Annotated in this window: 27 protein-coding genes and 1 pseudogene; 10 read left to right on the top strand and 18 right to left on the bottom strand. The window is 67.5% G+C overall.

The features are described 5' to 3' along the window. Window positions 1-35: 35 nt before the first annotated feature. The 3 genes from slmA to argB are packed head-to-tail and all read right to left on the bottom strand — an operon-like array spanning window position 36 to window position 2,352. Window positions 36-698, bottom strand: a complete 663-nt coding sequence (gene slmA, locus DIE16_RS11540) for a nucleoid occlusion factor SlmA (protein WP_124486693.1) — start codon at window positions 696-698, stop codon at window positions 36-38. After that, window positions 665-1,456 (bottom strand): HAD-IA family hydrolase, encoded by a 792-nt coding sequence (locus tag DIE16_RS11535; RefSeq protein ID WP_124892310.1) that lies wholly within the window; start codon window positions 1,454-1,456, stop codon window positions 665-667. Before DIE16_RS11535 ends, slmA begins: the two co-directional genes overlap by 34 nt. Beyond that, a complete protein-coding gene (gene argB, locus DIE16_RS11530; RefSeq protein WP_006490510.1) occupies window positions 1,453-2,352 on the bottom strand; it encodes an acetylglutamate kinase in 900 nt (299 codons plus the stop codon). The genes DIE16_RS11535 and argB overlap by 4 nt, the downstream gene beginning before the upstream one ends. Window positions 2,353-2,708: 356 nt before the next feature. Between argB and DIE16_RS11515 the strand changes: the two genes are divergently transcribed. From DIE16_RS11515 to DIE16_RS11505, 3 genes are all read left to right on the top strand, one after another. Then, window positions 2,709-2,933, top strand: a complete 225-nt coding sequence (locus DIE16_RS11515) for a cysteine-rich CWC family protein (protein ID WP_124486691.1) — start codon at window positions 2,709-2,711, stop codon at window positions 2,931-2,933. A gap of 113 nt (window positions 2,934-3,046) precedes the next feature. Further along, entirely contained in the window at window positions 3,047-4,453 is a 1,407-nt protein-coding gene (locus DIE16_RS11510; protein ID WP_044847840.1) for an ATP-binding protein, read from the top strand. A gap of 13 nt (window positions 4,454-4,466) precedes the next feature. Further along, window positions 4,467-5,009: a response regulator transcription factor gene (locus DIE16_RS11505; RefSeq protein ID WP_044847841.1), complete on the top strand. Its 543-nt coding sequence runs from the start codon at window positions 4,467-4,469 to the stop codon at window positions 5,007-5,009. Between the two features lie 86 nt (window positions 5,010-5,095). Here DIE16_RS11505 and hslU read toward each other — a convergent pair whose 3' ends face one another. The 8 genes from hslU to dapF all read right to left on the bottom strand — a co-directional run bounded on the left by hslU (window position 5,096) and on the right by dapF (window position 13,265). Next, a complete protein-coding gene (gene hslU, locus DIE16_RS11500) occupies window positions 5,096-6,439 on the bottom strand; it encodes an ATP-dependent protease ATPase subunit HslU (RefSeq protein ID WP_044847842.1) in 1,344 nt (447 codons plus the stop codon). A gap of 10 nt (window positions 6,440-6,449) precedes the next feature. Then, window positions 6,450-6,986, bottom strand: a complete 537-nt coding sequence (gene hslV, locus DIE16_RS11495; protein ID WP_006760749.1) for an ATP-dependent protease subunit HslV — start codon at window positions 6,984-6,986, stop codon at window positions 6,450-6,452. 238 nt (window positions 6,987-7,224) lie between these two features. Next, window positions 7,225-7,641 carry an RNA polymerase-binding protein DksA gene (gene dksA / locus DIE16_RS11490; RefSeq protein WP_006477498.1) on the bottom strand — a complete coding sequence of 139 codons (417 nt, stop codon included), beginning with the start codon at window positions 7,639-7,641 and terminating at the stop codon, window positions 7,225-7,227. A 492-nt stretch (window positions 7,642-8,133) separates the two neighbouring features. Further along, window positions 8,134-9,207, bottom strand: coding sequence for a GTP-binding protein (locus DIE16_RS11480; protein ID WP_124486689.1), 1,074 nt, complete (start codon window positions 9,205-9,207; stop codon window positions 8,134-8,136). Between the two features lie 198 nt (window positions 9,208-9,405). Next, window positions 9,406-10,620 (bottom strand): class I SAM-dependent rRNA methyltransferase, encoded by a 1,215-nt coding sequence (locus DIE16_RS11475; protein WP_124892309.1) that lies wholly within the window; start codon window positions 10,618-10,620, stop codon window positions 9,406-9,408. A gap of 76 nt (window positions 10,621-10,696) precedes the next feature. Further along, window positions 10,697-11,617 carry a tyrosine recombinase XerC gene (gene xerC, locus DIE16_RS11470; RefSeq protein WP_124486688.1) on the bottom strand — a complete coding sequence of 307 codons (921 nt, stop codon included), beginning with the start codon at window positions 11,615-11,617 and terminating at the stop codon, window positions 10,697-10,699. Window positions 11,618-11,630: 13 nt separating this feature from the next. Then, window positions 11,631-12,356: a DUF484 family protein gene (locus DIE16_RS11465; protein ID WP_124486687.1), complete on the bottom strand. Its 726-nt coding sequence runs from the start codon at window positions 12,354-12,356 to the stop codon at window positions 11,631-11,633. A 39-nt stretch (window positions 12,357-12,395) separates the two neighbouring features. Continuing rightward, entirely contained in the window at window positions 12,396-13,265 is an 870-nt protein-coding gene (dapF, locus tag DIE16_RS11460; protein WP_124486686.1) for a diaminopimelate epimerase, read from the bottom strand. A 420-nt stretch (window positions 13,266-13,685) separates the two neighbouring features. Between dapF and DIE16_RS11455 the strand changes: the two genes are divergently transcribed. After that, on the top strand, window positions 13,686-13,964 hold the full coding sequence (locus tag DIE16_RS11455; protein WP_124486685.1) for a type II toxin-antitoxin system RelE/ParE family toxin: 279 nt from the start codon (window positions 13,686-13,688) through the stop codon (window positions 13,962-13,964). A gap of 14 nt (window positions 13,965-13,978) precedes the next feature. Continuing rightward, window positions 13,979-14,281, top strand: a complete 303-nt coding sequence (locus tag DIE16_RS11450) for a HigA family addiction module antitoxin (protein WP_044847849.1) — start codon at window positions 13,979-13,981, stop codon at window positions 14,279-14,281. Window positions 14,282-14,301: 20 nt separating this feature from the next. Here DIE16_RS11450 and lpxL read toward each other — a convergent pair whose 3' ends face one another. Beyond that, the gene (lpxL, locus tag DIE16_RS11445; RefSeq protein ID WP_044847850.1) at window positions 14,302-15,186 is read right to left on the bottom strand and encodes a lauroyl acyltransferase LpxL; all 885 of its coding nucleotides are present in this window, start codon (window positions 15,184-15,186) and stop codon (window positions 14,302-14,304) included. A gap of 264 nt (window positions 15,187-15,450) precedes the next feature. Here lpxL and metK point away from each other — a divergent pair, with 264 nt between their 5' ends. Further along, window positions 15,451-16,638, top strand: coding sequence for a methionine adenosyltransferase (metK, locus tag DIE16_RS11440; RefSeq protein ID WP_044847851.1), 1,188 nt, complete (start codon window positions 15,451-15,453; stop codon window positions 16,636-16,638). A gap of 119 nt (window positions 16,639-16,757) precedes the next feature. On the opposite strand, the pseudogene DIE16_RS11435 reads toward metK, so the two are convergent. After that, window positions 16,758-17,095: pseudogene (locus DIE16_RS11435) on the bottom strand (hypothetical protein). Window positions 17,096-17,448: 353 nt separating this feature from the next. Between DIE16_RS11435 and DIE16_RS11430 the strand changes: the two are divergent. Beyond that, a complete protein-coding gene (locus tag DIE16_RS11430; protein ID WP_124892308.1) occupies window positions 17,449-18,222 on the top strand; it encodes a phytanoyl-CoA dioxygenase family protein in 774 nt (257 codons plus the stop codon). Window positions 18,223-18,380: 158 nt separating this feature from the next. On the opposite strand, the gene DIE16_RS11425 is transcribed toward DIE16_RS11430, so the two are convergent. Then, window positions 18,381-18,587 carry a DUF3185 family protein gene (locus DIE16_RS11425; RefSeq protein ID WP_044847854.1) on the bottom strand — a complete coding sequence of 69 codons (207 nt, stop codon included), beginning with the start codon at window positions 18,585-18,587 and terminating at the stop codon, window positions 18,381-18,383. Between the two features lie 184 nt (window positions 18,588-18,771). Here DIE16_RS11425 and mgrA point away from each other — a divergent pair, with 184 nt between their 5' ends. Continuing rightward, a complete protein-coding gene (gene mgrA / locus DIE16_RS11420) occupies window positions 18,772-19,815 on the top strand; it encodes an L-glyceraldehyde 3-phosphate reductase (protein ID WP_124892307.1) in 1,044 nt (347 codons plus the stop codon). 119 nt (window positions 19,816-19,934) lie between these two features. Here the strand turns inward: mgrA and DIE16_RS11415 are convergent, their stop codons facing one another. Both DIE16_RS11415 and DIE16_RS11410 read right to left on the bottom strand, forming a co-directional pair. Then, a complete protein-coding gene (locus DIE16_RS11415; RefSeq protein WP_014895742.1) occupies window positions 19,935-20,120 on the bottom strand; it encodes a hypothetical protein in 186 nt (61 codons plus the stop codon). A gap of 307 nt (window positions 20,121-20,427) precedes the next feature. Continuing rightward, a complete protein-coding gene (locus DIE16_RS11410) occupies window positions 20,428-21,309 on the bottom strand; it encodes a DMT family transporter (RefSeq protein ID WP_124892306.1) in 882 nt (293 codons plus the stop codon). Window positions 21,310-22,132: 823 nt separating this feature from the next. Here DIE16_RS11410 and DIE16_RS11400 point away from each other — a divergent pair. Together DIE16_RS11400 and DIE16_RS11395 are read left to right on the top strand one after the other, a co-directional pair. After that, window positions 22,133-22,345 (top strand): hypothetical protein, encoded by a 213-nt coding sequence (locus DIE16_RS11400; protein ID WP_011886311.1) that lies wholly within the window; start codon window positions 22,133-22,135, stop codon window positions 22,343-22,345. 49 nt (window positions 22,346-22,394) lie between these two features. Beyond that, window positions 22,395-23,426, top strand: a complete 1,032-nt coding sequence (locus DIE16_RS11395; protein ID WP_124520550.1) for a serine/threonine protein kinase — start codon at window positions 22,395-22,397, stop codon at window positions 23,424-23,426. Between the two features lie 79 nt (window positions 23,427-23,505). Here the strand turns inward: DIE16_RS11395 and DIE16_RS11390 are convergent, their stop codons facing one another. Together DIE16_RS11390 and DIE16_RS11385 are read right to left on the bottom strand one after the other, a co-directional pair. Further along, window positions 23,506-24,948, bottom strand: coding sequence for a coniferyl aldehyde dehydrogenase (locus DIE16_RS11390; protein ID WP_124892305.1), 1,443 nt, complete (start codon window positions 24,946-24,948; stop codon window positions 23,506-23,508). Between the two features lie 39 nt (window positions 24,949-24,987). Next, entirely contained in the window at window positions 24,988-25,452 is a 465-nt protein-coding gene (locus DIE16_RS11385) for a hypothetical protein (RefSeq protein ID WP_124486678.1), read from the bottom strand. Between the last annotated feature and the right edge of the window lie 23 nt (window positions 25,453-25,475).

The following is a 25,475-nucleotide window of genomic DNA, read 5'->3' as shown; positions in this document are numbered from 1 at the left end:
TTGTCCGGTCGTGCCGAGTCGGATGGAAGCGCGCGTCACTGCAGAATCAGCCGCAAATGCGCATCGGCCTGTTCCCCGGGCGGCTTCTGGAACCCGCCTTTGGCAAAGCGATGCCACCGGCCGATCACATAGCTGACGAGCAGGCTTGCGCGCGCGGCGGGATCGTAATCGGCCGGCAGCACGAACGGCGCCGCGCCGTCGGGCGCCTGGGATTCGGTGCGCGCGACCCGCAGGCACTGCTTGACGGTCGCCTCGATCCGGTCGAGCAGCTGGTTCACGCGCTCGGTGAGCCGCTCGTCCTCGCCGACCAGCGCCTCGCCGGTCAGCACGCGCGTCATGCCGGGGTTCTTCGCGGCGAAATTGAGCATCGTCAGCGCGATCGTGCGTGCCTGCAGCACGCCGTTCGGCTCCTTCGCGACGATCTGGTTGACGAGGCCGAACAGCGCCTGCTCGATGAACTCGATCAGCCCTTCGTACATCTTCGCCTTGCTGGAGAAGTGCCGGTACAGCGCGGCTTCCGACACGTCGAGCCGGGCCGCGAGCGAGGCCGTCGTGATTTTTTCGGGCTTCGGCGCCTCCAGCATCGCGGCGAGCGTCTGCAGGATCATCACGCGCCGCTCGCCCGGCTTCGGGCGCGGGCGGGACGGCGTGGCCTGGTCTTCCGTTACGGCTTGGTCCTGCGGGTAAGTCGGCTGCATTTTTGTCGCCCCGATCGTGTGCCCAGTCGCAGCGATTTTAACGAACGAATGCGCTGGTCGACATAATGCGGCCGGCCGATGTTCGGCAGATGACCCGGAAGGTGGCCCGTGATCCATACGGTGCCGATGCCGAGGCGCTTGTAGCGCTTCAGGTGGCTGCGCGTATCCTCGACGAGGATCGCGTCGGCGAGCCGCGCGTGCGCGACGCGCAGCGTGCGGCGCAGCATCGTGTGATCGGGCTTTGCGCGCCACGCACGCCGGTCTCGCATGTGCTCGATCGCGATCACGCGCTCGAACAGGCGTTCGATGCGCAGCTCGCGCAGCACCGCGCGCGCGTAGTTCTCGGGCGCGTTGGTCAGCACGAACTTGCGGCCCGGCAGCGCGGCGATGATGCGCGCGAGGCCGCGCTCGGCGCGCAGCATCGCGGGCAGGTCGGAAAACGTGTGCACGACCCGCAGGAAGTCGTTCGGATCGATCGGATGGTGGCGCGTGAGGCCGAGGAGCGCGGCGCCGTAGCGCTGCGTGTAGCCGGTGCGCAGGCGATCGGCTTCGACGCGCCCGACGTGGAGCGTGTCGATGATGTATTGCGTCATCGCGCGGTTGATCTCCGGGAAGATCGCGTGCGATGCGTGGTGAAGCGTGTTGTCGAGATCGAACAGCCAGACAGGCGAGCCGGCGCGCGGCCGGCTGCGGGAGATGCGCCGGCGTCGCAGCGACGCCGGCAGGTCGGGGCGGGTGGTCTTGCGGCGCGCGCTCAATGCGAGCGGATCATCGTGCCGAACGGCTGCTCGGTCAGGATTTCCAGCAGCACCGAGTGCTCGATGCGGCCGTCGACGATGTGCACCGACTTCACGCCGCTCTTCGCCGCGTCGAGCGCCGACGAGATCTTCGGCAGCATGCCGCCCGAGATCGTGCCGTCCTCGAACAGCGCGTCGATCTCGCGCGCCGACAGGTCGGTCAGCAGGTTGCCGTCCTTGTCCATCACGCCGGGGATGTTGGTCATCATCAGCAGCTTCTCGGCGTTCAGCACCGTGGCGAGCTTGCCCGCGACCAGATCGGCGTTGATGTTGTATGAGAGGCCGTCCTCGCCGAAGCCGATCGGCGAGATCACCGGGATGAATGCGTCGTCCTGCAGCGCCTTCACGACCGCCGGGTTGATCGCCTCGACTTCGCCGACCTGGCCGATGTCGATGTACTGGCCCGGATTGTCGCGGTCCGGCATCAGCAGCTTGCGAGCATGGATCAGGCCGCCGTCCTTGCCCGTCAGGCCCACCGCATGGCCGCCGAAGTGGTTGATCAGCATCACGATGTCCTGCTGGACTTCGCCGCCCAGCACCCATTCGACGACTTCCATCGTTTCTTCGTCGGTGACGCGCATGCCCTGGATGAAGGTGCCGGCCTTGCCGATCTTCTTCAGCGCATGATCGATCTGCGGGCCGCCGCCGTGGACGATCACCGGATTGATGCCGACCAGTTTCAGCAGGATCACGTCGCGCGCGAAACCCTGCTTGAGCCGCTCTTCCGTCATCGCGTTGCCGCCGTATTTGATCACCACGGTCTTGCCGTGGTAGCGGCGGATGTACGGCAGCGCCTCGGCGAGGATTTCTGCCTTCAGCGTGGGGGCGATCTGCGAGAGGTCGATGGGCTCGGACATGGCGGCGGCTCTGGCTGGGAACGGTTGAAACAGGGCGAATTGTACAGGAGTGGCGCAGCGCAGCATCGGGTTTTTGGGCTGGCCGGACGGCCGATCGCGCGGGCCCGGCGCCACGCGCGGCGGCCCGCCGGCCATGGCGCCGGACCCTGCGCCGAACCCCACGCCGAACTCTGCGCCGACCCCCGCGCCGACCCCTGCGCCGACCCCCGCGCCGGCGGCGCGAGCGGGGCGACGTGCGCCGCGTGCGGCGCGGTGTCGGCGGCACGCATCGGCCGGACGGCAGACGTGCAAAATCCGTGCGCCGCGCTATGCTTGTCGCGTAGGGCGACGTGCATGCCCGCTTTCACGCTTGAGCCATGACCGATTCCGCCGCCGCCGCCCGTTCGACCCCGCGCCGAGCGCGTTGCCCGCACTGCGGGCGCGGCTTCGACTGCGGCGCCGGCACGCAGCCGTTCGAGTGCTGGTGTGCATCGATGCCGGCCCTGCCCGGCGGCGCGCCGTCGGCAGCCGGTACGCGTTGCCGCTGTCCGGAGTGCCTCGCCGACGAGATCGCGCAACGCATGACCGGTGCGGCCGGCTGACGGTTGCCGGCCCGTGCAACCCGATGCAACGCCGGCTCGCCCGGTGCTCCGTTCGTCCCCACCGATCCGGCCCCCGGTAGAGGCGCCGGGCGCTAAACGGGTAAACTGCTCGGATGCAACGAATCACCACCACCGGGCGCGTCAACCTCAGTCACCTGTTCTGGCTGCGCAATCTCGCGATCATCGGCCAGCTCGTGACGATCGGCGTCGTGCAGACCTATTTCGGCGTGCATCTGCCGCTGCCGGCGATGCTGATGGTCATCGCGCTCGAAATCGTTTTCAACGCGCTGACCTGGGTGCGCGTGCTGCGCGCGCGGCCCGAGACCAATTTCGAGCTGCTCGGCCAGCTGTGGGTCGACCTCGGCGCATTGTCGGCGCTGCTGTTCCTGTCGGGCGGCACGACCAACCCGTTCGTGTCGCTGTACCTGCCGTCGCTCGCGATCGCGGCGGCCGTGCTGCCGTGGCACCTGATGATCTGGCTCGCGGCGTTCGCGGTCGCGTGCTACGCGGCGCTCGGCTTCGATTCGGTGCCGCTCAACATGGATAACCCGGCGAACCTGTTCGACTACTACCGCACCGGGATGTGGGCGAACTTCATGGTCAGCGTCGGGCTGATCGCATGGTTCGTCGCGCGCATGTCGAACGCGCTGCGCCAGCGCGATGCGGCGCTCGGCGAGGCGCAGGCGCACCTGCTGCGCGACGAGCGGGCGGTCGCGCTCGGCGTGCAGGCGGCCACCGTCGCGCACGAGATGGGCACGCCGCTGTCGACGATCGCGATGCTCGCGGAGGAACTGCGCGACGCGGCACGCGCCGATCCGGGGCTCGCGCGTTACGAGGGCGACCTGAAGGTGCTGGAAGAACAGATGACGCTCTGCACGTCGGCGCTCGCGCGGCTGCGCAGCCGCGCGAGCGCGCCGGCGAGCCGTCAGCCGGTGGATGACTGGCTCGACACGTTCGTCGAGCACTGGCGCCTGCGGCATCCGCACGTGCAGTTCGAGCTGCTGGGTGCGCGCCCGTCTGGCGTCGCGCTCGACGACACGGTCGCGGCCGGCCAGATCCTGACGATCCTGCTCGACAATGCCGCGCGGGCGAGCCCGCACCGCGTGACGCTGGCCGCGAAGCTCGCGCACAACGACCGGGCGGGCGACCAGATCGAATTCGAAGTATGCGACGACGGCCCGGGCATTCCGGCCGCATTGCGCGAATCGCTCGGCGCGATGCCGGTCGACAGCACGCAGGGCGGACACGGGGTCGGCCTGTATCTTGCGTTCAGCGCGGCCGCGCGCCTCGGCGGCGAGGTCGAGCTGTCCGATGTCACGCCGCGCGCGGCGGGCGGCAACGGGCGCGCGGGTGGCGGTGCGAACGGTCACGCCGCTGCTGCGTCGGGCCAGCGCGCGAGCGAACGAGCGGCAGCCGCGCCGGACAGCCGCCCGGCTGGCGTCACCGGTCGCGGCACCCGCGCGGTGCTGCGCCTGCCGGTGGCGCGCGTCACGGCGCCGGCCGCCTCAACCAACACGTAGACGGAGAAACCACATGAGCGAGAACAATTTCCTGGTGATCGACGACAACGAGGTGTTCGCGGGCACGCTCGCGCGCGGCCTCGAGCGCCGCGGCTACGCGGTCCAGCAGGCGCACGACAAGGAGGCGGCGCTGCGGCTCGCGGCCGGCGGCAAGTTCCAGTTCATCACCGTCGACCTGCATCTCGGCGACGATTCGGGGCTGAGCCTGATCGCGCCGCTGTGCGACCTGCAGCCCGACGCGCGGATTCTCGTGCTGACCGGCTACGCGAGCATCGCGACCGCCGTGCAGGCCGTGAAGGAAGGCGCCGACAACTATCTCGCGAAGCCGGCGAACATCGAGTCGATCCTGGCCGCGCTGCAGACCAACGCGAGCGAAGTGCAGGCCGACGAGGCGCTCGAGAATCCGGTCGTGCTGTCGGTCGACCGGCTCGAATGGGAGCACATCCAGCGCGTGCTCGCGGAGAACAACAACAACATTTCGGCAACCGCGCGCGCGCTGAACATGCACCGTCGCACGCTGCAGCGCAAGCTCGCGAAGAAGCCGGTGCGGCAGTAAGCGGCGCGGCGGCAGCGGCCGGCCGCCCCCAACGAAAACGGGCGGCCCCGAAGGAGCCGCCCGTTTCGCATTCGCCGCCGCGCGCGTTACAGCACGTAGCGCGACAGGTCTTCGTCCTGCGACACTTCGCCGAGCGCACGGTCGACATACTGCGCGTCGATCGTCACGCGCTCGCCGGCGTGGTTGCCGGCCGAGAACGACACTTCCTCGAGCAGCTTCTCGATCACCGTGTAGAGCCGGCGCGCACCGATGTTCTCGGTCTTCTCGTTGACCGCGTACGCGATCTCGGCCAGGCGGCGAATGCCGTCTTCGGCGAACTCGAGCTGCACGTCTTCAGTGGCGAGCAGCGCCTGGTACTGTTTGACGAGGCTGGCATCGGTCGCGACGAGGATTGCCTCGAAATCCTTCACCGACAGCGAGTCGAGCTCGACGCGGATCGGGAAGCGGCCCTGCAGTTCGGGAATCAGGTCGCTCGGCTTCGCGAGGTGGAATGCGCCGCTCGCGATGAACAGGATGTGATCGGTCTTCACCATCCCGTACTTCGTGTTGACCGTCGTGCCCTCGACGAGCGGCAGCAGGTCGCGCTGCACGCCCTGGCGCGACACTTCGCCGCCGCTGCCTTCGTTGTTGCGCGACGTGATCTTGTCGATCTCGTCGAGGAACACGATGCCGTTCTGCTCGACGTTCTGCACGGCCTTCGTCTTCACTTCCTCGTCGTTGAGCATCTTCGCCGCTTCCTCGTCGGTCAGCAGCTTCAGCGCTTCCTTGATCTTCACCTTGCGGCGCTGCTTCTTGCCGCTGCCGAGGTTCGAGAACATCGAGCGGATCTGCTCGGTCATTTCTTCCATCCCCGGCGGCGCCATGATGTCCATGCCGGCCGACGGCTGCTCGAGGTCGAGCTCGACTTCCTTGTCGTCGAGCTGGCCTTCGCGCAGGCGCTTGCGGAAGGTCTGGCGCGTCGCGTTGTTGTCGTCGTTCGCGTGGTCGGCATTGCCGCCGAAGCCCACCGCGCGCGGCTGCGGCAGCAGGATGTCGAGGATGCGGTCTTCCGCCTGGTCGGTGGCCTTGCTGCGCACCTTGCGCATCTCGGATTCGCGCGTCTGCTTGACCGAGATCTCGATCAGGTCGCGCACGATGCTGTCGACGTCGCGGCCGACGTAGCCGACCTCGGTGAACTTGGTCGCTTCGATCTTGATGAACGGCGCGTCGGCGAGCTTCGCGAGGCGTCGTGCGATTTCGGTCTTGCCGACGCCCGTCGGCCCGATCATCAGGATGTTCTTCGGCGTGATTTCCTGGCGCAGCGGGTCGGCGACCTGCTGGCGGCGCCAGCGGTTGCGCAGCGCGACCGCGACGGCCTTCTTCGCCTTGGCCTGGCCGATGATGTGCTTGTCGAGTTCCGAGACGATCTCGGCAGGGGTCATGGTGCTCATGGGGCGGTCCTTACTCGATCGTTTCGATGATGCGGTTGTGGTTCGTGTAGATGCACATGTCGCCGGCGATCTCGAGCGACTTCTCGACGATCTCGCGCGGCGACAGCTCGGTGTTCTCCGCGAGCGCGCGGGCCGCGGCCTGCGCATAGGCGCCGCCCGAACCGATCGCGCAGATGCCGCCTTCCGGGTCGAGCACGTCGCCGTTGCCGGTGATCACGAGCGTGGTGGTCGCGTCGGCCGTGATCAGCATCGCCTCGAGGCGGCGCAGCATCCGGTCGGTGCGCCAGTCCTTCGCGAGCTCGACGGCCGCGCGGGTCAGGTTGCCCTGGTGCTTCTCGAGCTTCGCCTCGAAGCGATCGAGCAGCGAGAACGCATCGGCGGTGCCGCCCGCGAATCCGACCAGTACCTGGTTGTTGTAGATCCGCCGCACTTTCCGCGCGCCACCCTTCATGACGATGTTGCCGAGGGTTACCTGGCCGTCGCCGCCGAGCGCGACCTTGTCGCCGCGCCGGACCGAAACGATGGTCGTGCCGTGAAATTGCTCCATCTGCGTTCCTTGAGAAAAACGGGGAAGAGTCGGGCGGCGCGACGCGCCGCCGCGTGAATCCGCAGTGCGCCGGGGAGCGGCCCGGCGCGCGTCCGTTTCATTTTAGGGCGGGCGCCGGGATATCAAGAGGGGGACGCAAATCGGCCGGCGGGCCGGGAACCGGTGCCGGAAAAACAAAAAGCGCGCGGCAGGCCGCGCGCTTTCGGGAAGCAGCGTGTCGGAGCGGAACGCCGCTCGATCAGTCGCCGAACAGCTTTTGGCGCAGCTCGCGGCGCTCTTGCGCCTCGAGCGACAGCGTGGCCGTCGGACGCGCGAGCAGGCGCGGAATGCCGATCGGTTCGCCGGTTTCCTCGCACCAGCCGTAGTCGCCGGAATCGATGCGGGCGAGCGACTGCTGAACCTTCTTGAGGAGCTTGCGCTCGCGATCGCGCGTGCGCAGCTCGAGCGCGTGCTCTTCCTCGATCGTCGCGCGGTCGGCGGGATCGGGGACGATCACCGTCTCGCGCAGGTTCTCGGTCGTCTGGCCTGCGTTCTTGAGGATGTCCGCCTGCAACTGTTCGAGCCGATTTTTGAAGAAGGCGAGCTGATCCTCATTCATGTAATCCTTGTCGCTCATCTTCAGGATTTCGGCTTCGGTCAAGAGTTTCTTCGTCATCTGCTTGCTTCTTCAATGTGCGGCAAATCAGGAGATAGTGCCTGCACTTTGGGATTACCCGCAACTGCCGCTTGCAATCATTTGCGATTTGCCGTCGCGGGGCCGAAAGCCTCTGGAAAACCGGTTCTCAAATACCAGGACAGGCCTGGCGCGGATTTGCGCGCGCGGCGAACCGGTACTGCGCGGCAGATCGCATCGGCCGCGGCCGGGTGGCGGATGGGCGATCCGGCGCGGTTGCGATGCCCGGGTAATGGTTCTGCAAGAACCGGGCCTGTTATTGCCGTACTCCAGCGGGCACGTATTGTAACTGAATCGCAAGCGGGCGCCGTATCGGGTCGATCCCCGTCGGCTGCGCCAATATCTAGAAAATATAACGCGCAAATCGCGAAAAAGCGATGACGGCGAAACCCTGCCCGGAAACGGCACCCCGCAAGCCCCGCGGCCGCCCGCGAAGGCGGCCGCACGGAAGGCCTGCGACACCGGCCCGACCGCTCAGGCGAGGCAGGCGTCGAGGCCGTCGGTGATCAGGTCCTGCGGCAGGTCGACGCCGATGAACACCATCTTGTTGGTCTTCTTCTCGACCGGCAGCCACTTCGCGGCGAGGTCGCTGCCCATCATCTGGTGCACGCCCTGGAACACGACCTTGCGGTCGACGCCCTTCATGTACAGCACGCCCTTGTAGCGCAACATCCGTTCCCCGTAGATCTGCAGGATGCCGCCGAGGAAGTCTTCCAGCTTGTTCGGGTCGAACGGACGGTCGTTGCGGTACACGAACGACTTGATCTTGTCGTCGTGGTGCGCGTGATGGTGATGGCCGTGGTCGTGATCGTGCGCGCATTGACCGTGATCGTGGTCGCAATCCGCGTGATCGTGATCATGGTCGTGATCGTGGTGATGGTGCGCGTGGTCGTCCTCGGCGAGGAAGTCCGGGTCGATCTCGAGCTTCGCGTTCAGGTTGAAGCCGCGCAGGTCGAAGATTTCCTTGATGTCGGCTTCGCCAAAATTCACGACCTTGATCGTCGCCTTCGGGTTCATGTGCATCAGGCGGTGCTTGAGCGCCGCGACGGCCTGGTCGTCGACGAGGTCCGACTTCGTGATGAACAGGCGATCGGCGAAGCCGACCTGGCGCTGCACCACTTCGTGTTCGTCGAGCTGCGCGTTCGCATGCTTAGCGTCGACCAGCGTGATGACGGCGTCGAGCAGGAAATCGTCGGCGATCTCGCTGTCGATGAAGAAGGTCTGTGCGACGGGGCCCGGGTTCGCGAGGCCGGTCGTCTCGATCACGATGCGGTCGAAGTCGAGCTTGCCTTCGCGCTTCTTCGCGGCCAGATCGCCGAGCGCGCGGGCGAGGTCGCCGCGGATCGTGCAGCAGATGCAGCCGTTGCTCATCTGGATGATCTGCTCGTTCGTGTCCTGGACGAGGATCTCGTTGTCGATGTTCTCTTCGCCGAACTCGTTCTCGATCACGGCGATCTTCATGCCGTGCTGTTCATTCAGGATGCGCTTGAGCAGCGTCGTCTTGCCGCTGCCGAGGAAGCCGGTGAGGATGGTGACGGGAGTGGCCATGTCGGTCGCCTGTGGTTCGTGAATCGGGGTCAAAACCAGGATGTGTGCGTCGCGCCGTCGACTCGCGAGCCGGGGCGCACAACCATCCATTGAAACATACCTGTCAAGCCCTCGCCCGTCGTCCGGACGACAGGCGAGAGCGCGGTTCCGCCAGCGCACGAACGGCCGGCGGACGGGTGTGCGTCTAGATCGGGGCGATCAGACGATTTGCAACAGCAGGCCCTTCAGATATTCGCCTTCCGGGAACGCGGCGAGCAGCGGGTGATCGACGCCCGCGCCGAGCCGCTTCAGGATCCGCGCGTCGACCTTCGCGTCGGCAGCCGCGCCCGCGACGATCTTCTGGAACAGGTCCATGTCGATCGCGCCCGAGCACGAGTACGTGAACAGCAGGCCGCCCGGACGCAGCAGCTTGAAGCCGCTCAGGTTGATGTCCTTGTAGGCGCGCGACGCGCGATCGACGCTGTCGCGCGTCGGCGCGAACTTCGGCGGATCGAGCACGATCAGGTCGAAGCGCTCGCCTTCGTCGACGAGGCGGCGCAGCGTCTTGAACGCGTCCGCGTCGAGCCAGGTCGCGCGGTCGGGATCGAAACCGTTCGCGACGACGTTCTGCTGCGCGAGCGCGAGCGCGTCGCCCGACGAATCGATCGACACGACGCGTTTCGCGCCGCCCTTGAGCGCCGCGAGCGAGAAGCCGCCCGTGTAGCAGAAGCAGTTCAGTACGTCGCGGCCGTCCGCGTATTGCGCGACGAGCGCGCGGTTGTCGCGCTGGTCGACGTAGAAGCCGGTCTTGTGGCCGTTCGGCACGTCGACGTGATAACGCACGCCGTTTTCGTTCGCGATCAGCGTAGCGGGCGGCGCGTCGCCGGCGAGCACGCCGGTCGTCTGCGCGAGCCCTTCCTTGTCGCGGATCGACACGTCCGAGCGTTCGTACACGTTCGGGCAGTCGGTCGCGCCGCTGAGCGCCGCGACGATCGCATCCTTCCATGCCTCGACGCCCGCGGCCATGAACTGGCACACGAGCTGGCCGCGCGGCGCGGCGCCCGGCTCCGCCGTGTCCGCGACGTAGTAGTCGACGATCAGCCCCGGCAGCCCGTCGGCTTCGCCGAACACGAGCCGCACCGCGCCCGTGCCCGACACCATCGTCGTGCGGTGCGCGACCGCGCGCTGCACGCGGCGCTTGAAGAAGGCGTGATCGATCGGCTCGTTTTCGTCGAAGCTCCACACGCGCACGCGGATCTGCGACTGCGGGCTGTACGCGCCGCGCGCGAGGAAGCGGCCGTCGTGCGCGCGCACGACCACGGTCGCGCCGGGGGCGGGCGTGCCGTCGACGCGGTCGATCGCATTGGCGTAGATCCACGGATGCCGGCGCAGCAGCGATTTTTCCTTGGACGGTCTGAGTGTGACGGTTTGCATGATCGGATCGATTGGGGCCGCGGACGGCGCCGGCCGTTGCCGGCCGCCGCGCGCGGCGGGTAGGGCGGAACGCGCGTCAGTCGCGCTTCTTCGCGCGCGGATGCGCGCTGTCGTAAATTTTCGCGAGATGCTGGAAGTCGAGCGACGTGTAGACCTGCGTGGCGGCGACGCTCGCGTGGCCCAGCAGCTCCTGCACCGCGCGCAGGTCGCCGCTCGACTGCAGCACGTGCGTCGCGAACGAATGGCGCAGCACGTGCGGGTGGACGTTGGCGGGGATGCCCGCGGCCAGCGCCGCGCGCTTCACGCGGTCGCGCACGACGCCCGGCGCCATCCGGTTGCCGCGCACCGACACGAACAGCGGATGCGGATCGTGCTTCACGAATTCGCCGCGCACCGCGAGCCACGCGTTCAGCGCGTCGATCGCCTTGCGGCCGACCGGCACCTTGCGCTCCTTGTTGCCCTTGCCGCGCACGGTGACTTCGGCTTCGGCGAGATCGAGCCAGCCGGCCGAGCGGTAGCCGTCGGCCTGCGTATACATGACGTCGAGCCCGACCAGTTCCGCGAGGCGCAGCCCGGACGAATAGAACAGCTCGAGGATCGCGTGATCGCGGATGCCTTCGGTCGTGCCGGCGAGCGGCGTATCCATGAGTGCGACCGCATCGTCGACCGACAGCGCCTTGGGCAGCGATTTCTCGCGTTTGGGCGCGCGCACCCCGGCAACGGGATTCGCGGGCAGCTCGACGCGCTGCGCGAGCCAGCGATAGAACGCACGCCATGCGGAAAGCCGGTGCGAGATCGAGCGAGCTGACAAGCCGCCCGCGTGTGCGCGCACGACCGCGCCGCGCATGTCGGCGGCCGTCAGCGCGTCGAGCGGGCGGCCGGCGGCGAGTTTCTTCAGTTCGTCGAGTTCGTGCGTGTACGCACGCAGCGTGTGTTCCGACAGCTGCCTGACGTGTTTCAGGTTCGACAGGTAGGCGGCGATCGGATCGTCGGTCATCGCGGGAGCGATCTCAATGCGGCAGCAGACGCGTGAGCGCGGCGCTCGCGAGCGTCGCGATCTGCGCGAGGAAGTCGGTCGCCATCCCGTCGTGGAAGCGGCGCGGATCGGGCGAGCCGAGCACGAGCAGGCCGAACGCGGGCGCATCGGTGCCGCCGAGCGGCGCACGCAGCGCGAGCAGTGCGACCGACGTGGCCGCGCCGTCGCCGGCCGGCGCGGCTTCGGCGCCTTCCGCCGCATTCGCGGCCGGCGCCGCGAGCGCGGGCGCGAGCCACTGGGCCGCTTCGAATCCGGTGTTCGCGCCGCAGTACGGCGTCGACAGCCCGTTCGTGAAGAGGCGCACTTCCTCGCCGACCTGGCGCGCGAAATCGGCCTGCGCATAGGTGTCGGCGACGTCCCAAACGCGCAGCGCGGTTTGCGGCACATCGAACACGTCGGCGATGCCTTCGGCGATCGTGCGCGGCAGCGCGTACGGGTCGCGTTCCGCGATCACGCGCGCGGTCCAGCGGCTGAACTTCGCGGACAGGCTGTCGTTCTCGTGGCCGTAGCGCACGAGCTCGGCGAGCCGGCGCTCGAGATGCTTGTTCTTGTCGCGCAGCATCTCCATCTGCCGCTCCTGCAGCGAGATCGCGGCCTTGCCGTGCGGGTTCGCGAGACGGATCGTCGCGAGCAATTCCGCGTGTTGCGCGAAGAATTCGGGATTGGCGAGCAGGTAGTCGGCGACTTCGCGATCGTTCATGTGGCTGGAGCGTTCTTCGGTTATCGGGACGTTGAAGGGTCAGACGTTCAGGTCGATCTCGCCTTCGAACACGGTCGTGGCGGGCCCGGACATCATCAGCGCGGCGGCTTCGTCGCGCGCGCCGCCCCAGCCGATCGTCAGCGTGCCGCCATGCGTGTGCACGGTCACCGGCGAATCGAGCAGGCCGCGCCGGATGCCGGCCGCCACCGCCGCGCACGCGCCGGTGCCGCATGCGAGCGTCTCGCCCGCGCCGCGTTCGTACACGCGCAGCTTCACCTCGCTGCGCGACACGATCTGCATGAAGCCGGCGTTCACGCGCTGCGGGAAGCGGGCGTGGCGCTCGATCAGCGGGCCTTCGTCAAGCACGGGATACGCTTCGACGTCGTCGACGACCTGCACCGCGTGCGGGTTGCCCATCGACACCGTCGAGATCCAGCGCGTGTGGCCGCCGACGTCGAGTGGCCACAGCGTGTCGTTGCCTTCCGTCCGGCCGTCGAGCCCCGCGGCGTCGAACGGCACCTCCGCCGGCGCAAACACGGGCGCGCCCATGTCGACGACGACTTCGCCGTTGTCCTGCATCGTCAACGTGATCAGGCCCTTCATCACCTGCACGCGCACGCTGCGCTTGTCGGTCAGGCCGCGGTCGCTGACGAACTTCACGAAGCAGCGCGCGCCGTTACCGCAGTGTTCGACTTCGCCGCCGTCGCAATTGAAGATCCGGTACTTGAAATCCGCGCCGTCGACGGTCGGTTTCTCGACGAGCAGCAACTGGTCGGCGCCGATGCCGAAGTGTCGGTTGGCGAGCGCGCGCACCTGCGCCTCGGTGAGCGGCGGCAGCGCGCGCGAATAGCTGTCGAGCACGACGAAGTCGTTGCCCGCGCCGTGCATCTTGGTGAACGAGAGTTTCACTGGGTCCGGAATTCCATGGCGAACAGGGCGGCCGGCACGACGGACGCGGCGCGCCGTCATGCCGGGCGGCGTCGTTCGTCGTGCTGATCTCAACCGCAAATGATACATGCAGCCGACAGGGGCGTCCTGCGCGGGCGGGGCGCCGGGCGTCGTTCGGGGGCGCGGAGCGCGGCGATGCCGGCCGATCGGCTGACTGGTCGCGTGGGCACCGAGTCGGCAGATTGAGGTGGTGCGGTGTGGCGAGCGTTGTCGGGACAGGTGAATCCGGCGGTACGCGTCGCGCCGTTGCCAGCGCACGGGATTTCGCCGCGTGCGCGTTTTCGTACCGGTCAAATTGACAAATCAATCAGGCGATTCGTATAGTCTGGCTATACGCCATGTGGGCCATGCCGTCGAATCGCACTCGAGTGTGGGAGGCCCATGATCAAGTCATGGCAGCACAAGGGGCTGGAAGCGTTTTTCACGAACGGGAGCAAGGCTGGCATCCGGCCGGATCATGCCCCGAGGTTGCGGCGCCAGCTTGCCCGTCTCGACATGGCGAGCCAGCCGTTCGACATGAACGTACCCGGCTGGCGCCTGCATGGCCTCGCCGGCGGGCTGGAGGGTTACTGCTCGGTGAGCGTGAGCGTCAACTGGCGCCTGACGTTCAGATTCGAGGGCCCGGATGCCGTCCTGGTCAACTATCAAGACTATCACTGAGGTCATTCAACGCCATGACTCGCATCTTCAATCCGCCCCATCCGGGCGAGGCGCTGCGCGACGACGTCTTGCCGGCGCTCGGCCTGACCGTCACCGAAGCCGCCGCGCAGCTCGGCGTCACGCGCGCGGCGCTGTCGCGCATCCTGCACGGCCATGCCGGCATCTCGCCTGAAATGGCGCTGCGTCTCGAAGCGTGGCTGGGCGAGGAAAACGGCGGGAAGGCGGATCTGTGGCTGGCGCAGCAGTCGGCCTACGATCTCTGGCAGGCGCGCGCGAAAGGCGCGCCGAAAGTGGCGAGGGTGCAGGCGCGCATCTGACGACGCGCCCGCGGTTCGACTCAGTAGAGGCTCGGCTCGCCGGGCGGGCGCGTCTTGAAGCGCTTGTGCACCCAGTAATACTGCTCGGGCATCAGCGGAATCTGCTCTTCGAGGAATTCGTTCATCCGCCGCGCGTCGAGATCGTCGTCGCCGGTCGGATAGTGATCCCACGGCTTGAACACCTTCAGCCGGTAACCCTGGTAGTTCGGCAGCACTTCGCCGATGAACGGCACGACCTGCGCGCGGCCCGTCTTCGCGAGCCGGCCGACGGCCGTCAGCGTGCACGCGGGCACGCCGAAGAAGGGTACGAACGTCGAATTGCGCAGCCCGTAGTCCATGTCGGCGCCGAGCATCACCGGCTTGCGGTCGCGCAGCCAGCGCAGCACGACGCGCGCGCTGTCCGCGCGGCCGACCATCTCGGCGTCGAAACGCCCGCGCGCCTTCTTCGCTTCTTCCTCGAGTATCGCATTCGAGAACGGCTGGTACAGCGATCCGCAACGGCGCTGGAGCGAACGGTTCAGCCAGATCGAGCCGGCTTCGATGCCGACGAAATGCAGGCCCAGGAACAGCGTCGGGGGCAGATCGGGGTCCGTGAGATCGACCGCGCTGTCGACCTGGATCAGTTTCGCGAGCTTGCGCTCGGAGCCGAACCACTGGACGCTGCGCTCGACGTAGCTGCGGATCGCGTGGCGGAAATGCCGGCCCGCCACTTCCTCGCGCCGCTCGTCGCTCCAGTCGGGGAAGCAGAGTTTCAGATTGGTATGTACGATGCGCTTTCGCCGGCTGGGAATCTGGTACAGCAGCCAGCCGAGGCCGTCGCCGAACCGTGCGGTCAGACCGTACGGCAGCAGGGCGAGCAGCTTCAGCAAGCCGATGGCGAGGTGCGTGCCGAGGCGGCCTAGCATGCGGAATCTCCGTGGGGCCGGCTGGCCGGCGCGTTGCGAACAGGGGGGTAGGACAGCGGACGATGCAGCACGTGTGGCGCTCTGTGACAATTCACGAAAGCCGCTATAATACGGGCTTCGCCGAGTTAACTGACAACTTGCGGGGCGAAGCCGGCTGGCGCGAAGCGCGCTGCCCGGTCCTGGTAATCCGCTAAAGCGTCGCCGCTTCAGGCCAACGAAGCTGGCTACGTGAAACCCACCGTAACCACACAGGAGCCTGAAAAAGTGGCAAACGATTATCTCTTCACGTCCGAATCCGTCTCCGAAGGCCATCCGGACAAGGTCGCGGACCAAATCTCGGACGCGATTCTCGACGCCATCCTCGAGCAGGACAAATACTCCCGCGTTGCGGCCGAAACGCTGTGCAACACGGGTCTAGTCGTGCTGGCCGGTGAAATCACCACGACGGCCAACATCGACTACATCCAGATCGCGCGCGACACCATCAAGCGCATCGGCTACGACAACACCGACTACGGCATCGACTACAAGGGCTGCGCGGTGCTCGTCGCGTACGACAAGCAGTCGCCGGACATCGCGCAAGGCGTCGACCGCGCGCATGACGACAACCTCGATCAAGGCGCGGGCGACCAGGGCCTGATGTTCGGTTACGCGTGCGACGAAACGCCGGAACTGATGCCGCTGCCGATCTACCTGTCGCACCGTCTCGTCGAGCGCCAGGCCAGCCTGCGCCGCGACGGCCGCCTGCAGTGGCTGCGCCCGGACGCGAAGTCGCAGGTCACGGTCCGCTACGTCGACGGCAAGCCCGATTCGATCGACACCGTCGTGCTGTCGACGCAGCACGCACCGGACATCGAGCTGCCGGCGCTGCGCGAAGCCGTGATCGAGGAAATCATCAAGCCGACGCTGCCGGCCGACCTGATCAAGGGCGACATCAAGTTCCTGGTGAACCCGACCGGCCGGTTCGTGATCGGTGGCCCGCAGGGCGACTGCGGCCTGACGGGTCGCAAGATCATCGTCGACACCTACGGCGGTGCCGCACCGCACGGCGGCGGCGCGTTCTCGGGCAAGGATCCGTCGAAGGTCGACCGTTCGGCAGCGTATGCCGGCCGTTACGTCGCGAAGAACATCGTCGCGGCAGGTCTCGCATCGCGCGCGCTGATCCAGGTGTCGTACGCGATCGGCGTTGCCGAGCCGACCTCGGTGATGGTCAACACGTTCGGCACGGGCCGCGTGTCGGATGCGGTGATCACGAAGCTCGTCCGCGAGCATTTCGACCTGCGTCCGAAGGGCATCATCAAGATGCTCGACCTGCTGCGCCCGATCTACGAGAAGACGGCCGCTTACGGCCACTTCGGCCGCGACGAGCCGGAATTCTCGTGGGAAGCAACCGACAAGGCACTCGCGCTGGCCGAAGCGGCTGGCGTGGAGCCGACGGCACGCGTCGCATAAGCGTCGTCCGCCTGAAACGAAAAACCCCGGCATGCCGGGGTTTTTTTATGCGCGTCGCGCGCCGGCGGAATGACGGCGCGCGCGACGATCGTGGCGGGCAGCGTGCCGCCGGCTCGGCTTCAGCGTGCGCCGAACCCGAACCAGCCGTTGCTCGCCGCGAGGCGGCGCGGGCGATTGACGCGGCGCTGCGGGCCCAGCGTGCGGCGCAGCGCGAGCGCGCGCAGCGACGACGGTTTCTGCAGCAGCGAGCGCAGGCCGGCGCGGCGGGCGAACGCCTGTGCGCTCATCATCGAGAAGAACGCGTGGAACCACGCGCGGATGCCGTCCAGCCGGCTGTGCGCGTGCGTGTGCTCGGCGAGCGCCTGCGTGCGCGCGCGGTGATGGCGCAGCGGGCGGGAGCGGACGGCACGACGCGCTTCGCAGCGCGGCTGAGACGGGAAGTCAGACGGAATGGCATGTGAACGATGCTTCGCTTGTATGGATGGCGCCCTTGAAGAGCGCACTGGTATGAACGGCCTCGGATGGCGCAACGGATCTTACCGAAAGTCGTTGCGCGCCGCGCCCGCCAGAATTGACAGGCCGCGACAGGCTACCGGGGTTTCATGACGTGCAAAAGTCGCGATAAACCCTTGTGCCGCAAGCGTGTCGTCGCATACCGCCTGTCGCTGAGGCTCGCGCCGCGCCGCACAGTTCCCTTGAGCCAGATCAAATCGGCGATTGGCATGCCCCTGCGTACGACAATGGCGCTGTTCGCGGCATCCGGCGCCGATTTACAATCGTCACATTCACACAATAAACGTCTGGCATCCCATGTCGTCTTCATTGCAGTCGGAATCGATCCGCGCGCAAGTCGCGGAATTGCGCGAACGCGGCTTCGTCGTCGCGCGCGGCCTCGTCGGCGAAGCGCAGTGCGCGACGCTCAAGCGGATCGCGGGGCGCCAGTTGCAGGAAGCGGCGGAGCCGATCGAGTTCGAGGCGGATTTGCGCTACCCGGGCGCGCCCGAGTCGAAGCATGCGCCGGGCGGGCATACGGTGCGGCGGCTGCTGGACGCCTACACGCGCGATCCGGCGTTCGCCGAGCGCGCGATCGCGCCGGAAATCGGCGCGTGGATGCGCGAGTACTTCGGCGAGCAGCCGGTGCTGTCGCGCGCGCATCACAACTGCATGATGACGAAGCATCCGGCGTACGGCAGCCTGACGGGCTGGCATCGCGACTTCCGCTACTGGTCGTTCGAACGCGCGGACATGGTGTCGGTGTGGCTCGCGCTCGGCCCGGAAACGAATGAAAACGGGGCGCTCTGGCTGGTGCCGGGTTCGCACACGGCCGAATTCGGGCCGGAAGCGTTCGACGACGCGAAGTTCTTCCGCAGCGACCTGCCGGAAAACCGCAAGATGATCGACGCGGCAACCTGCCCGCCGCTCCAGACGGGCGACGTCGTGTTTTTCCACTGCAACACGCTGCATTCGGCGGGGCAGAACCGCTCCGACCAGGTGAAGTTCTCGCTCGTCTACACGTATCACGGCGTGAGCAACCGGCCGGTGCCGGGCACGCGTTCGGCGGCGAAGCCGGAAGTGCAGTTCTAGCAGCGGTTCGGGCGGCGCTGCAGCCGCGTCGATGGTTCGATGCGGCGCGGCGGCCGCATGAGCGGATGAAGAAATGGGCGGCCTGGCCGCCCGTTGCGTTTTGTGCGGCCCGCATCGCGCGAGGCGGGCACGTCGTCGTGCGTCACGCGGCTGCGAGATCAGCGCTTGTTGGCCGGCATCGCGAGGCCGATCAGGCCGATCAGCATCGCGACGGCGCCCCCGGCGATCAGCAGGATCGTTTTCGTGGCGGGCGAGCCGGTGAAGAAGCGCGACACGTTGTCGTTGATCGAATGGAACGACTGGCCGCCGAAATACAGCAGCACGACGCCGCCGACGAGCAGCGCAACCGAGATGACCCGGGACATACCAACCTCGCTGTAACGGTGATTCGAGACGCCGCAGTGTAGGCGACGCGCGCAGCCGCGTCCATTGCCGTGCGCGCATCGGCCACGTTCGCTACCATAGCCGTCGTATGTTTCCTTCGCCGCCGGCGCGTGATGTTCGCGCGCGGCGCGCGTCCCTTCCCCGACGTCCTGACGGAACCGACTCATGGCCTACGAAGCAGCTTCCGAACGTTATGCCGACATGCAATACCGCACCTGCGGCAAATCCGGGCTCAAACTGCCCGCCTTGTCGCTCGGCCTGTGGCACAACTTCGGCGACTCGACGCCGATCGCGACGCAGCGCGAGATCCTGCGCACCGCGTTCGACCTCGGCATCAATCACTTCGACCTCGCGAACAACTACGGGCCGCCGTACGGCAGCGCCGAAACCAACTTCGGCCGGCTGCTGAAGGAAGATTTCCGGCCGTACCGCGACGAGCTGCTGATCTCGACGAAGGCCGGCTGGGACATGTGGCCGGGGCCGTACGGCAGCGGCGGCGGGTCGCGCAAGTACGTGCTCGCGAGCCTTGACCAGAGCCTGCAGCGCATGGGCCTCGACTACGTCGACATCTTCTATTCGCACCGCTTCGACGCGCACACGCCGCTCGAGGAAACCGCCGGCGCGCTCGCATCGGCCGTGCAGCAGGGCAAGGCGCTGTATATCGGCATCTCGTCGTACTCGGCCGCGAAGACGCGCGAGATGGCCGAACTGCTCGCGCAATACAAGGTGCCGCTGCTGATCCACCAGCCGTCGTACAACATGCTGAACCGCTGGATCGAGCCGGACCTGCTCGGCACGCTCGACGAGATCGGCACGGGCAGCATCGCGTTCACGCCGCTCGCGCAGGGGCTGCTGACGTCGAAATACCTGAACGGCGTGCCGGACGACGCACGCGTGAACAAACCGGGCGGCGGCTCGCTGAAGCAGGATCACCTGAGCGCGGAGAACCTCGAGCACGTGCGCAAGCTCAACGGTATCGCCGAGCGGCGCGGGCAGAGCCTCGCGCAAATGGCGCTCGCGTGGGTGCTGCGCGATGGCCGCGTGACGTCCGCACTGATCGGCGCGAGCCGTGCGGAGCAGGTGCGTGAAAACGTCGGCGCGCTGAAGAATCTCGAATTCTCGGCCGACGAACTCGCGGAGATCGATCGCCACGCAATCGAGGGCGGCATCAATCTGTGGGAAAAGCCGTCCACCGATCAGGCGATCTGACCGGCAGCAACGACCGTCGATACGGGATGCGAAGCATTGCATGCCGTATCGCCGCGCACGCACACACGCCGTCGCGTCGCTGCAATGCAGCGACGTGACCGCCGCGCGCCGACGCGTGGCTAGAGGAGTGCAGGCAGGCCCTCGACGAGCAATACCGCAACGCCGACGCCGAGGATGACGCCGAGCACGCGCAGCAGGTTGTGGCGGAATTCGGTTGCGCACGGCACCGCGCCGAGAAATAGCGCTCCGGCCAGCGCCATCGGAATCAACAGGATGAAGTCGCCGATCGTGAAATAGGTCGTCATGCGTGTCTCCGTAGTGGGCCGGAACAGGCGCAGGCGCGACTTCCAGCCCCATGCCGGGCATTTCTCTTGTTGGGCCGACCGATTCGCGATTGCGAGCGGGTCGGACAGTTCGAGTATAGGCAAGCTCGCCGCGATTTTCGCTATCCGAACCATTAAAAGTATGCGGAAAACCCCGGGGATTCCGCATTTTTCCCGCGAATTGGACGAATGCCTTGCGCCAGTCTTTCCCGTTCCTTTCGATTGGCGCGGAAACGCCGTACGTGTTCGCTACGGGCTGCCGCACCCGCGGGCGCGGCAGCCCGGCCGCTTACGCGCGATCGGGTTGCGCGCGAACGGCGGGCGTGCGGAACACGAGCGCGAGGCCCCCGACGATCGCCCCCATGCCGGCGAGCGCGAGCGGTTCGGGCCGGTTGCCGAGCCAGAGCGCGTCCATCAGCGTGGTGACGACGGGCACGAGATAGAACAGGCTCGTCACGTTGACGAGATCGCCGCGCTGCATCAACCGGTAGAACAGCAACTGCGCGATCACCGAGATCACGATCCCGAGCCACAGCAGCGGCACGACGAACGCCCAGCCGATCTCGAGCGAGATCGGCCGGAACGGCAGGATCGCCACGCACAGCACGAGGCCGATCGCGTTCTGCAGCGGCAGCACGTCGGCAGGCGCCGCGCGCACGCGCTTTTGCAGCAGCGAGCCGGCGGTCAGCGCGACGAGCGCCGTGAGCGCGCAGGCGACGCCGATGACCGGCAGGCCGGCACCGCCCACGCCGCGGCACACGACGAGCGCGAGACCGGCCAACGACAGCCCGAGCCCGGCGATACGCATCGGTTGCCAGCGCCGCTCGACGATCGCGAGCGTGAGGATCGGCTGCACGCCGAGGATCGTCGCGAGCACGCCCGGCGCGATCCCGCGGTCGAGCGCGAGCAGGTAGAAGATCGAATAGCCGCCCATCATCAGCAGGCCGGTCAGCGCGGCCATGCGGCGCTCGCCGCGCGGCGGCAGCCAGCGTCCGCGCATGACGGCCAGCGCGAGCAGCACGAGTGACGCGAGCGCGAATCGCGCGGTGAGAAAGACGAACGCGGATGCGTGATGCAGACCGAGTTCAGCGAAGATCGCGCCACTGCTCCACAGCAGGACGAAGAGCGACGTCACGCCATGCGCGGCGAGCGCGCGTTTGAACGAAACCATGTGAATCCACCTGTCGAACGGATCGAAACGTTCCATGTCGCGCGTGCGGGAACGCGTCGTGCGCGATCACGCACGAACGGCCCGAACGGGCAAATGGAAAACGGAAACCGGAAGCCGGCTGGTCAGCCGACGCGTGTCGCCGGCGGGGGCGGCGCGGCGCCGACGCGCGGCGGTGCGACAGGAGGAGGGAGGACCGACGGATGCGCGCACGCCTGCGGCCGCGAGTCGAACTGCGGCCGGGATTTTGCGAGAGCGGACGTGAGCGGATGCATCGTGTCGAAATGCGCTTGAACGCGAATGAACGTCAAAGGTAACGCAAGGCGGCCGTGCAGCGCAACCGCTGGCGCACCGGCACCGCCATACGCTATGGCGCCACGACACTACGACATCACGCCGCACGCCGCGCGTCGGTAGCTGCGTGAGTCTCGTTCGAGGTAGGGGGCGCGGCATTGAGGCGCGAGGCCGCGGGCGTGGTTCCGTTCGCTGCGCTCGCGCGAAGTCTCCTTGCGACCGGGCAAAGGGCAGACGATACGCCTGTCGTGCGATTCGCCTGCGCGCCGCGCGTATGGCCGGATTCGGCGGACAGTCACATTCGACAGGGTATGATGGGGGTATCCGCCCGTGCAAGCGCACGCGCGGCGCAGTGGTTGATTGGAGACATTCGACGAATTCGCGGCACTTCGCCTGCTTCTTCTTCTTTTCGCGCTTCGATAAACCGTGAACAATGGGATCACGCGCAACACCCCGACGAGGGCGGCGCGGATCGTGCATTTGCCGGCTCGCCAGCGAGCCGGGTTTCAAGTTTCAAGAGTGGGGAACCATCATGCATGTCGGGTCGATTGTCTGCACTACCCATATCGCAGTGCCGAAGGGCGCGCGCGGCATCGTTCAGCGCGTTCTGGGCGACATGGCCATGGTGACCTGGTACGCGGGCGTGCCGGGCGAGTCGAAGGAACTCAACACCGAGCCGTTCTTTCTCGAGGACCTGATCGACACCGGCGAATCCGTGCTGCCGGCCGGCGCCGCGATCCACTGAGCGCGCGTGCCGCACCGGGCGCTCGTGTTTCGGCGCGGCTGACGGCACAATGCGGGGCATGAAAGACGACACTTCCGCCCCCGCAGCTCCCGCCGGCCCGCCGTTCGCCGGCCTCACGCCCGAGTGCGTGCTCGACGCGCTCGACAGCGTGCTGATGCCGTCCGGGCTGCGCACCGACGGGCGCCTGCTCGCGCTCAACAGCTACGAGAACCGCGTCTACCAGGTCGGCATCGAAGACGGCCCGCCGGTCGTCGCGAAGTTCTACCGGCCCGCGCGCTGGTCGGACGACGCGATCCTGGAAGAACACGCCTTCGTCGCCGAGCTCGCCGCGCGCGAGATTCCGGCGGTGCCCGCGCGCGCGTTCGACGGCCGCACGCTGCATGCGTTCGACGGCTTCCGCTTCTCGATCTTCGAGCGGCGCGGCGGCCGCGCGCCCGATCTCGACCGCAGCGACACGCTCGAATGGCTCGGCCGCTTCATCGGCCGGATTCACGCGGTCGGCGCGACCGAGCCGTATGTCGCGCGTCCGGTGCTCGACATCCGCACGTTCGGCTACGAGCCGCGCGACTACCTGCTCGCGCACGATTTTCTTCCCGACGATGTCCGGCCCGCCTACGAGACGGCGGTGAACCTCGCGCTCGAAGGCGTCGAGGCCGCGTTCGAGCGTGCGGGCGAGATTCGCCTGCTGCGCACGCACGGCGACTGCCATCCGAGCAACGTGTTGTGGACCGACGCAGGCCCGCATTTCGTCGACTTCGACGATAGCCGGATGGCGCCCGCCGTCCAGGATCTGTGGCTGCTGCTGCCGGGCGATCGCGAAGGCGCGTCGCGCGCGCTCGCGGACCTGCTCGCAGGTTATGAGGACTTCTGCGAATTCGAGCCGCGCGAGCTGCATCTGGTCGAAGCGCTGCGCACGCTGCGCTTGATCCACTACGCGGCCTGGCTGGCGCGCCGCTGGGACGATCCGGCGTTTCCGGCCGCGTTCCCGTGGTTCAACACGCATCGCTACTGGGAAGCACGCGTGCTCGAGCTGCGCGAGCAGATCGGCGCGATGCAGGAAGGGCCGCTCTGGCCCGTGTGACGTGCGACGGCGCGCGCGGCAGCGTCGCCGCGCGGCGTTCGCGGGCGGGCCGGCGCGCGTGGCGCGCGGCCCGCATCGCTCAGAACTTCAGCATCATCCGGATGACCGCGGCGAAGCGCTTGCCGTAAGGCGGTACGATCAGCCCACGGGTATTCAGGCGCGCCTGCGTGAGCACGGGCTTCATCTTCGAGAACGTCACGAAGCCGTCGTAGCCGTGATACGCGCCCATCCCGCTCGCGCCGACGCCGCCGAACGGCAGGCTGCCGCACGCAATGTGCAGCAGTGCGTCGTTCACCGTCACGCCGCCCGAGATCGTTTCGCGCATCACGCGCTCGACCGTGCCGCCATCCTCGTCGAACAGGTACAGCGCGAGCGGCCGCGGCCGCGCGTTCACGTACGCGATCGCCTCGTCGAGCCGCTCGTACGGCACGAGCGGCAGCAACGGCCCGAAGATTTCCTCCTGCATCAGTTGCGACGCGGCCGGCACGTGCGTGACCGCGCACGGCACGAAGCGGCGTGACGCGGGATCGGACTGCGCGTCCGACAGCGGATGCAATTGCGCGCCTGCTGCCTGCGCGTCGGTCGCCAGCTGCTGCAGCCGGGCGTAATGGCGCGGCGACACGATCGTCGTGTAATCGCCGTTGGTCGACAGGTCCGGATACAGCTTCGCGAAGCGCGCCCGTGCCCGCTCGATGAACGCGGCTTCCATCCCGCGCGGCAGCAGTACGTAGTCGGGCGCGATGCAGGTCTGGCCCGCGTTCAGCGTCTTGCCGCCGATGATCGCGTCGACGGCTGCATCGAAGCGCGCATTCGGACCGACGATCGCCGGCGACTTGCCGCCGAGTTCGAGCGTGACGGGTGTGAGATTGTCGGCCGCGGCGCGCATCACATGGCGGCCGATGTGCGTCGACCCGGTGAACAGCAGGTGATCGAACGGCAGCGCGCTGAATGCGGCGCCGATCTCCGCATCGCCGTTCACGACCGCGACGTGGTCGCGCGAGAAGGTCTTCCCGATCAGTTGCGCGAACAGCGCCGACGTGCGCGGCGTCAGTTCGGACATCTTGATGATCGCGCGGTTGCCGGCCGCGAGCGCGCAGATCAGCGGCCCGGCCGCGAGCAGGAGCGGATAGTTCCACGGCACGACGATGCCGACCACGCCGAGCGGCTGCGGCAGCACCTTCGCGCGCGCCGGCCGCAGCCACTTGTTCATCGGCTTGCGGATGGGCTTCATCCAGCGCTTGCCGCGCTTGAGCGCATCGTCGATCTCTTCCTTCGCCATCCAGATTTCCGACAGCAGTACTTCCTGCTTCGCGCGATGCCCGAAGTCGGCGCTGATCGCATCGGCGAGCGCATCCGCGTGATCGAGCAGCATCGTGCGCAGCGCGCGCAGGTGCTGCGCGCGGGTGTCCCACTCCGGATACGGCGCGCGCAGGTAGGCCGCGCGCTGGTCGCGCAGCAGCGACGTCAGCGCATCGACCGACGGCGCCGTTTGCGGGGCCAGTTCGGGCAGGTCGTTCTTCATGTCGTCTACTCCAGTTGGGCGTGGCACGTCGGCCAGCAGTCAGGCCGCACGTACCCGCTCGGCGAGCGTGGTGGGGCGGGTCGGGATGGCGCGCGTCGCGCGGCACGGGGCCGGATGCAATGCACGGTCGAAAACAGGATGCAACGTGCGGCAAGCGTCGTATCCGCGCGACGGTATTCGTGTTCGAAAACGGGATTGCTCGGGGTGCGCGTGCGGCTCGCTGCGACTTCCGAATGGTGCGCGATCGCGAATTGCCGATGCTTGCCGGCGCACCGAAGCGGCATGACGCGATGCGCGCGACGATGCATGAATCGGCAGGTCGAGCCGCGCATGCGACGCGCCGTTCAAACGGTCGGCGATACGCGGCGTCGTTCGATTTCGACCGGCCGCGCGCACGGTGTTGCACGTCACCGCCAAGGCATCCGTTTGAAATGAAATGCGGGCCGCGCGCGGTGCGTCCGGACAACCCGGTCGGCACGCGGCCTGCAGAACGTCGCGCTGCATCGTCGTCTCCCCAGTTTCGCGAC

The sequence above is a fragment of the Burkholderia sp. Bp9090 genome, assembly GCF_003857985.1.
Taxonomy (GTDB): Bacteria; Pseudomonadota; Gammaproteobacteria; order Burkholderiales; family Burkholderiaceae; genus Burkholderia.
The sequence above is the reverse complement of the archived record's forward strand: the minus strand, read 5'-3'. Positions and strand labels throughout refer to the sequence as shown.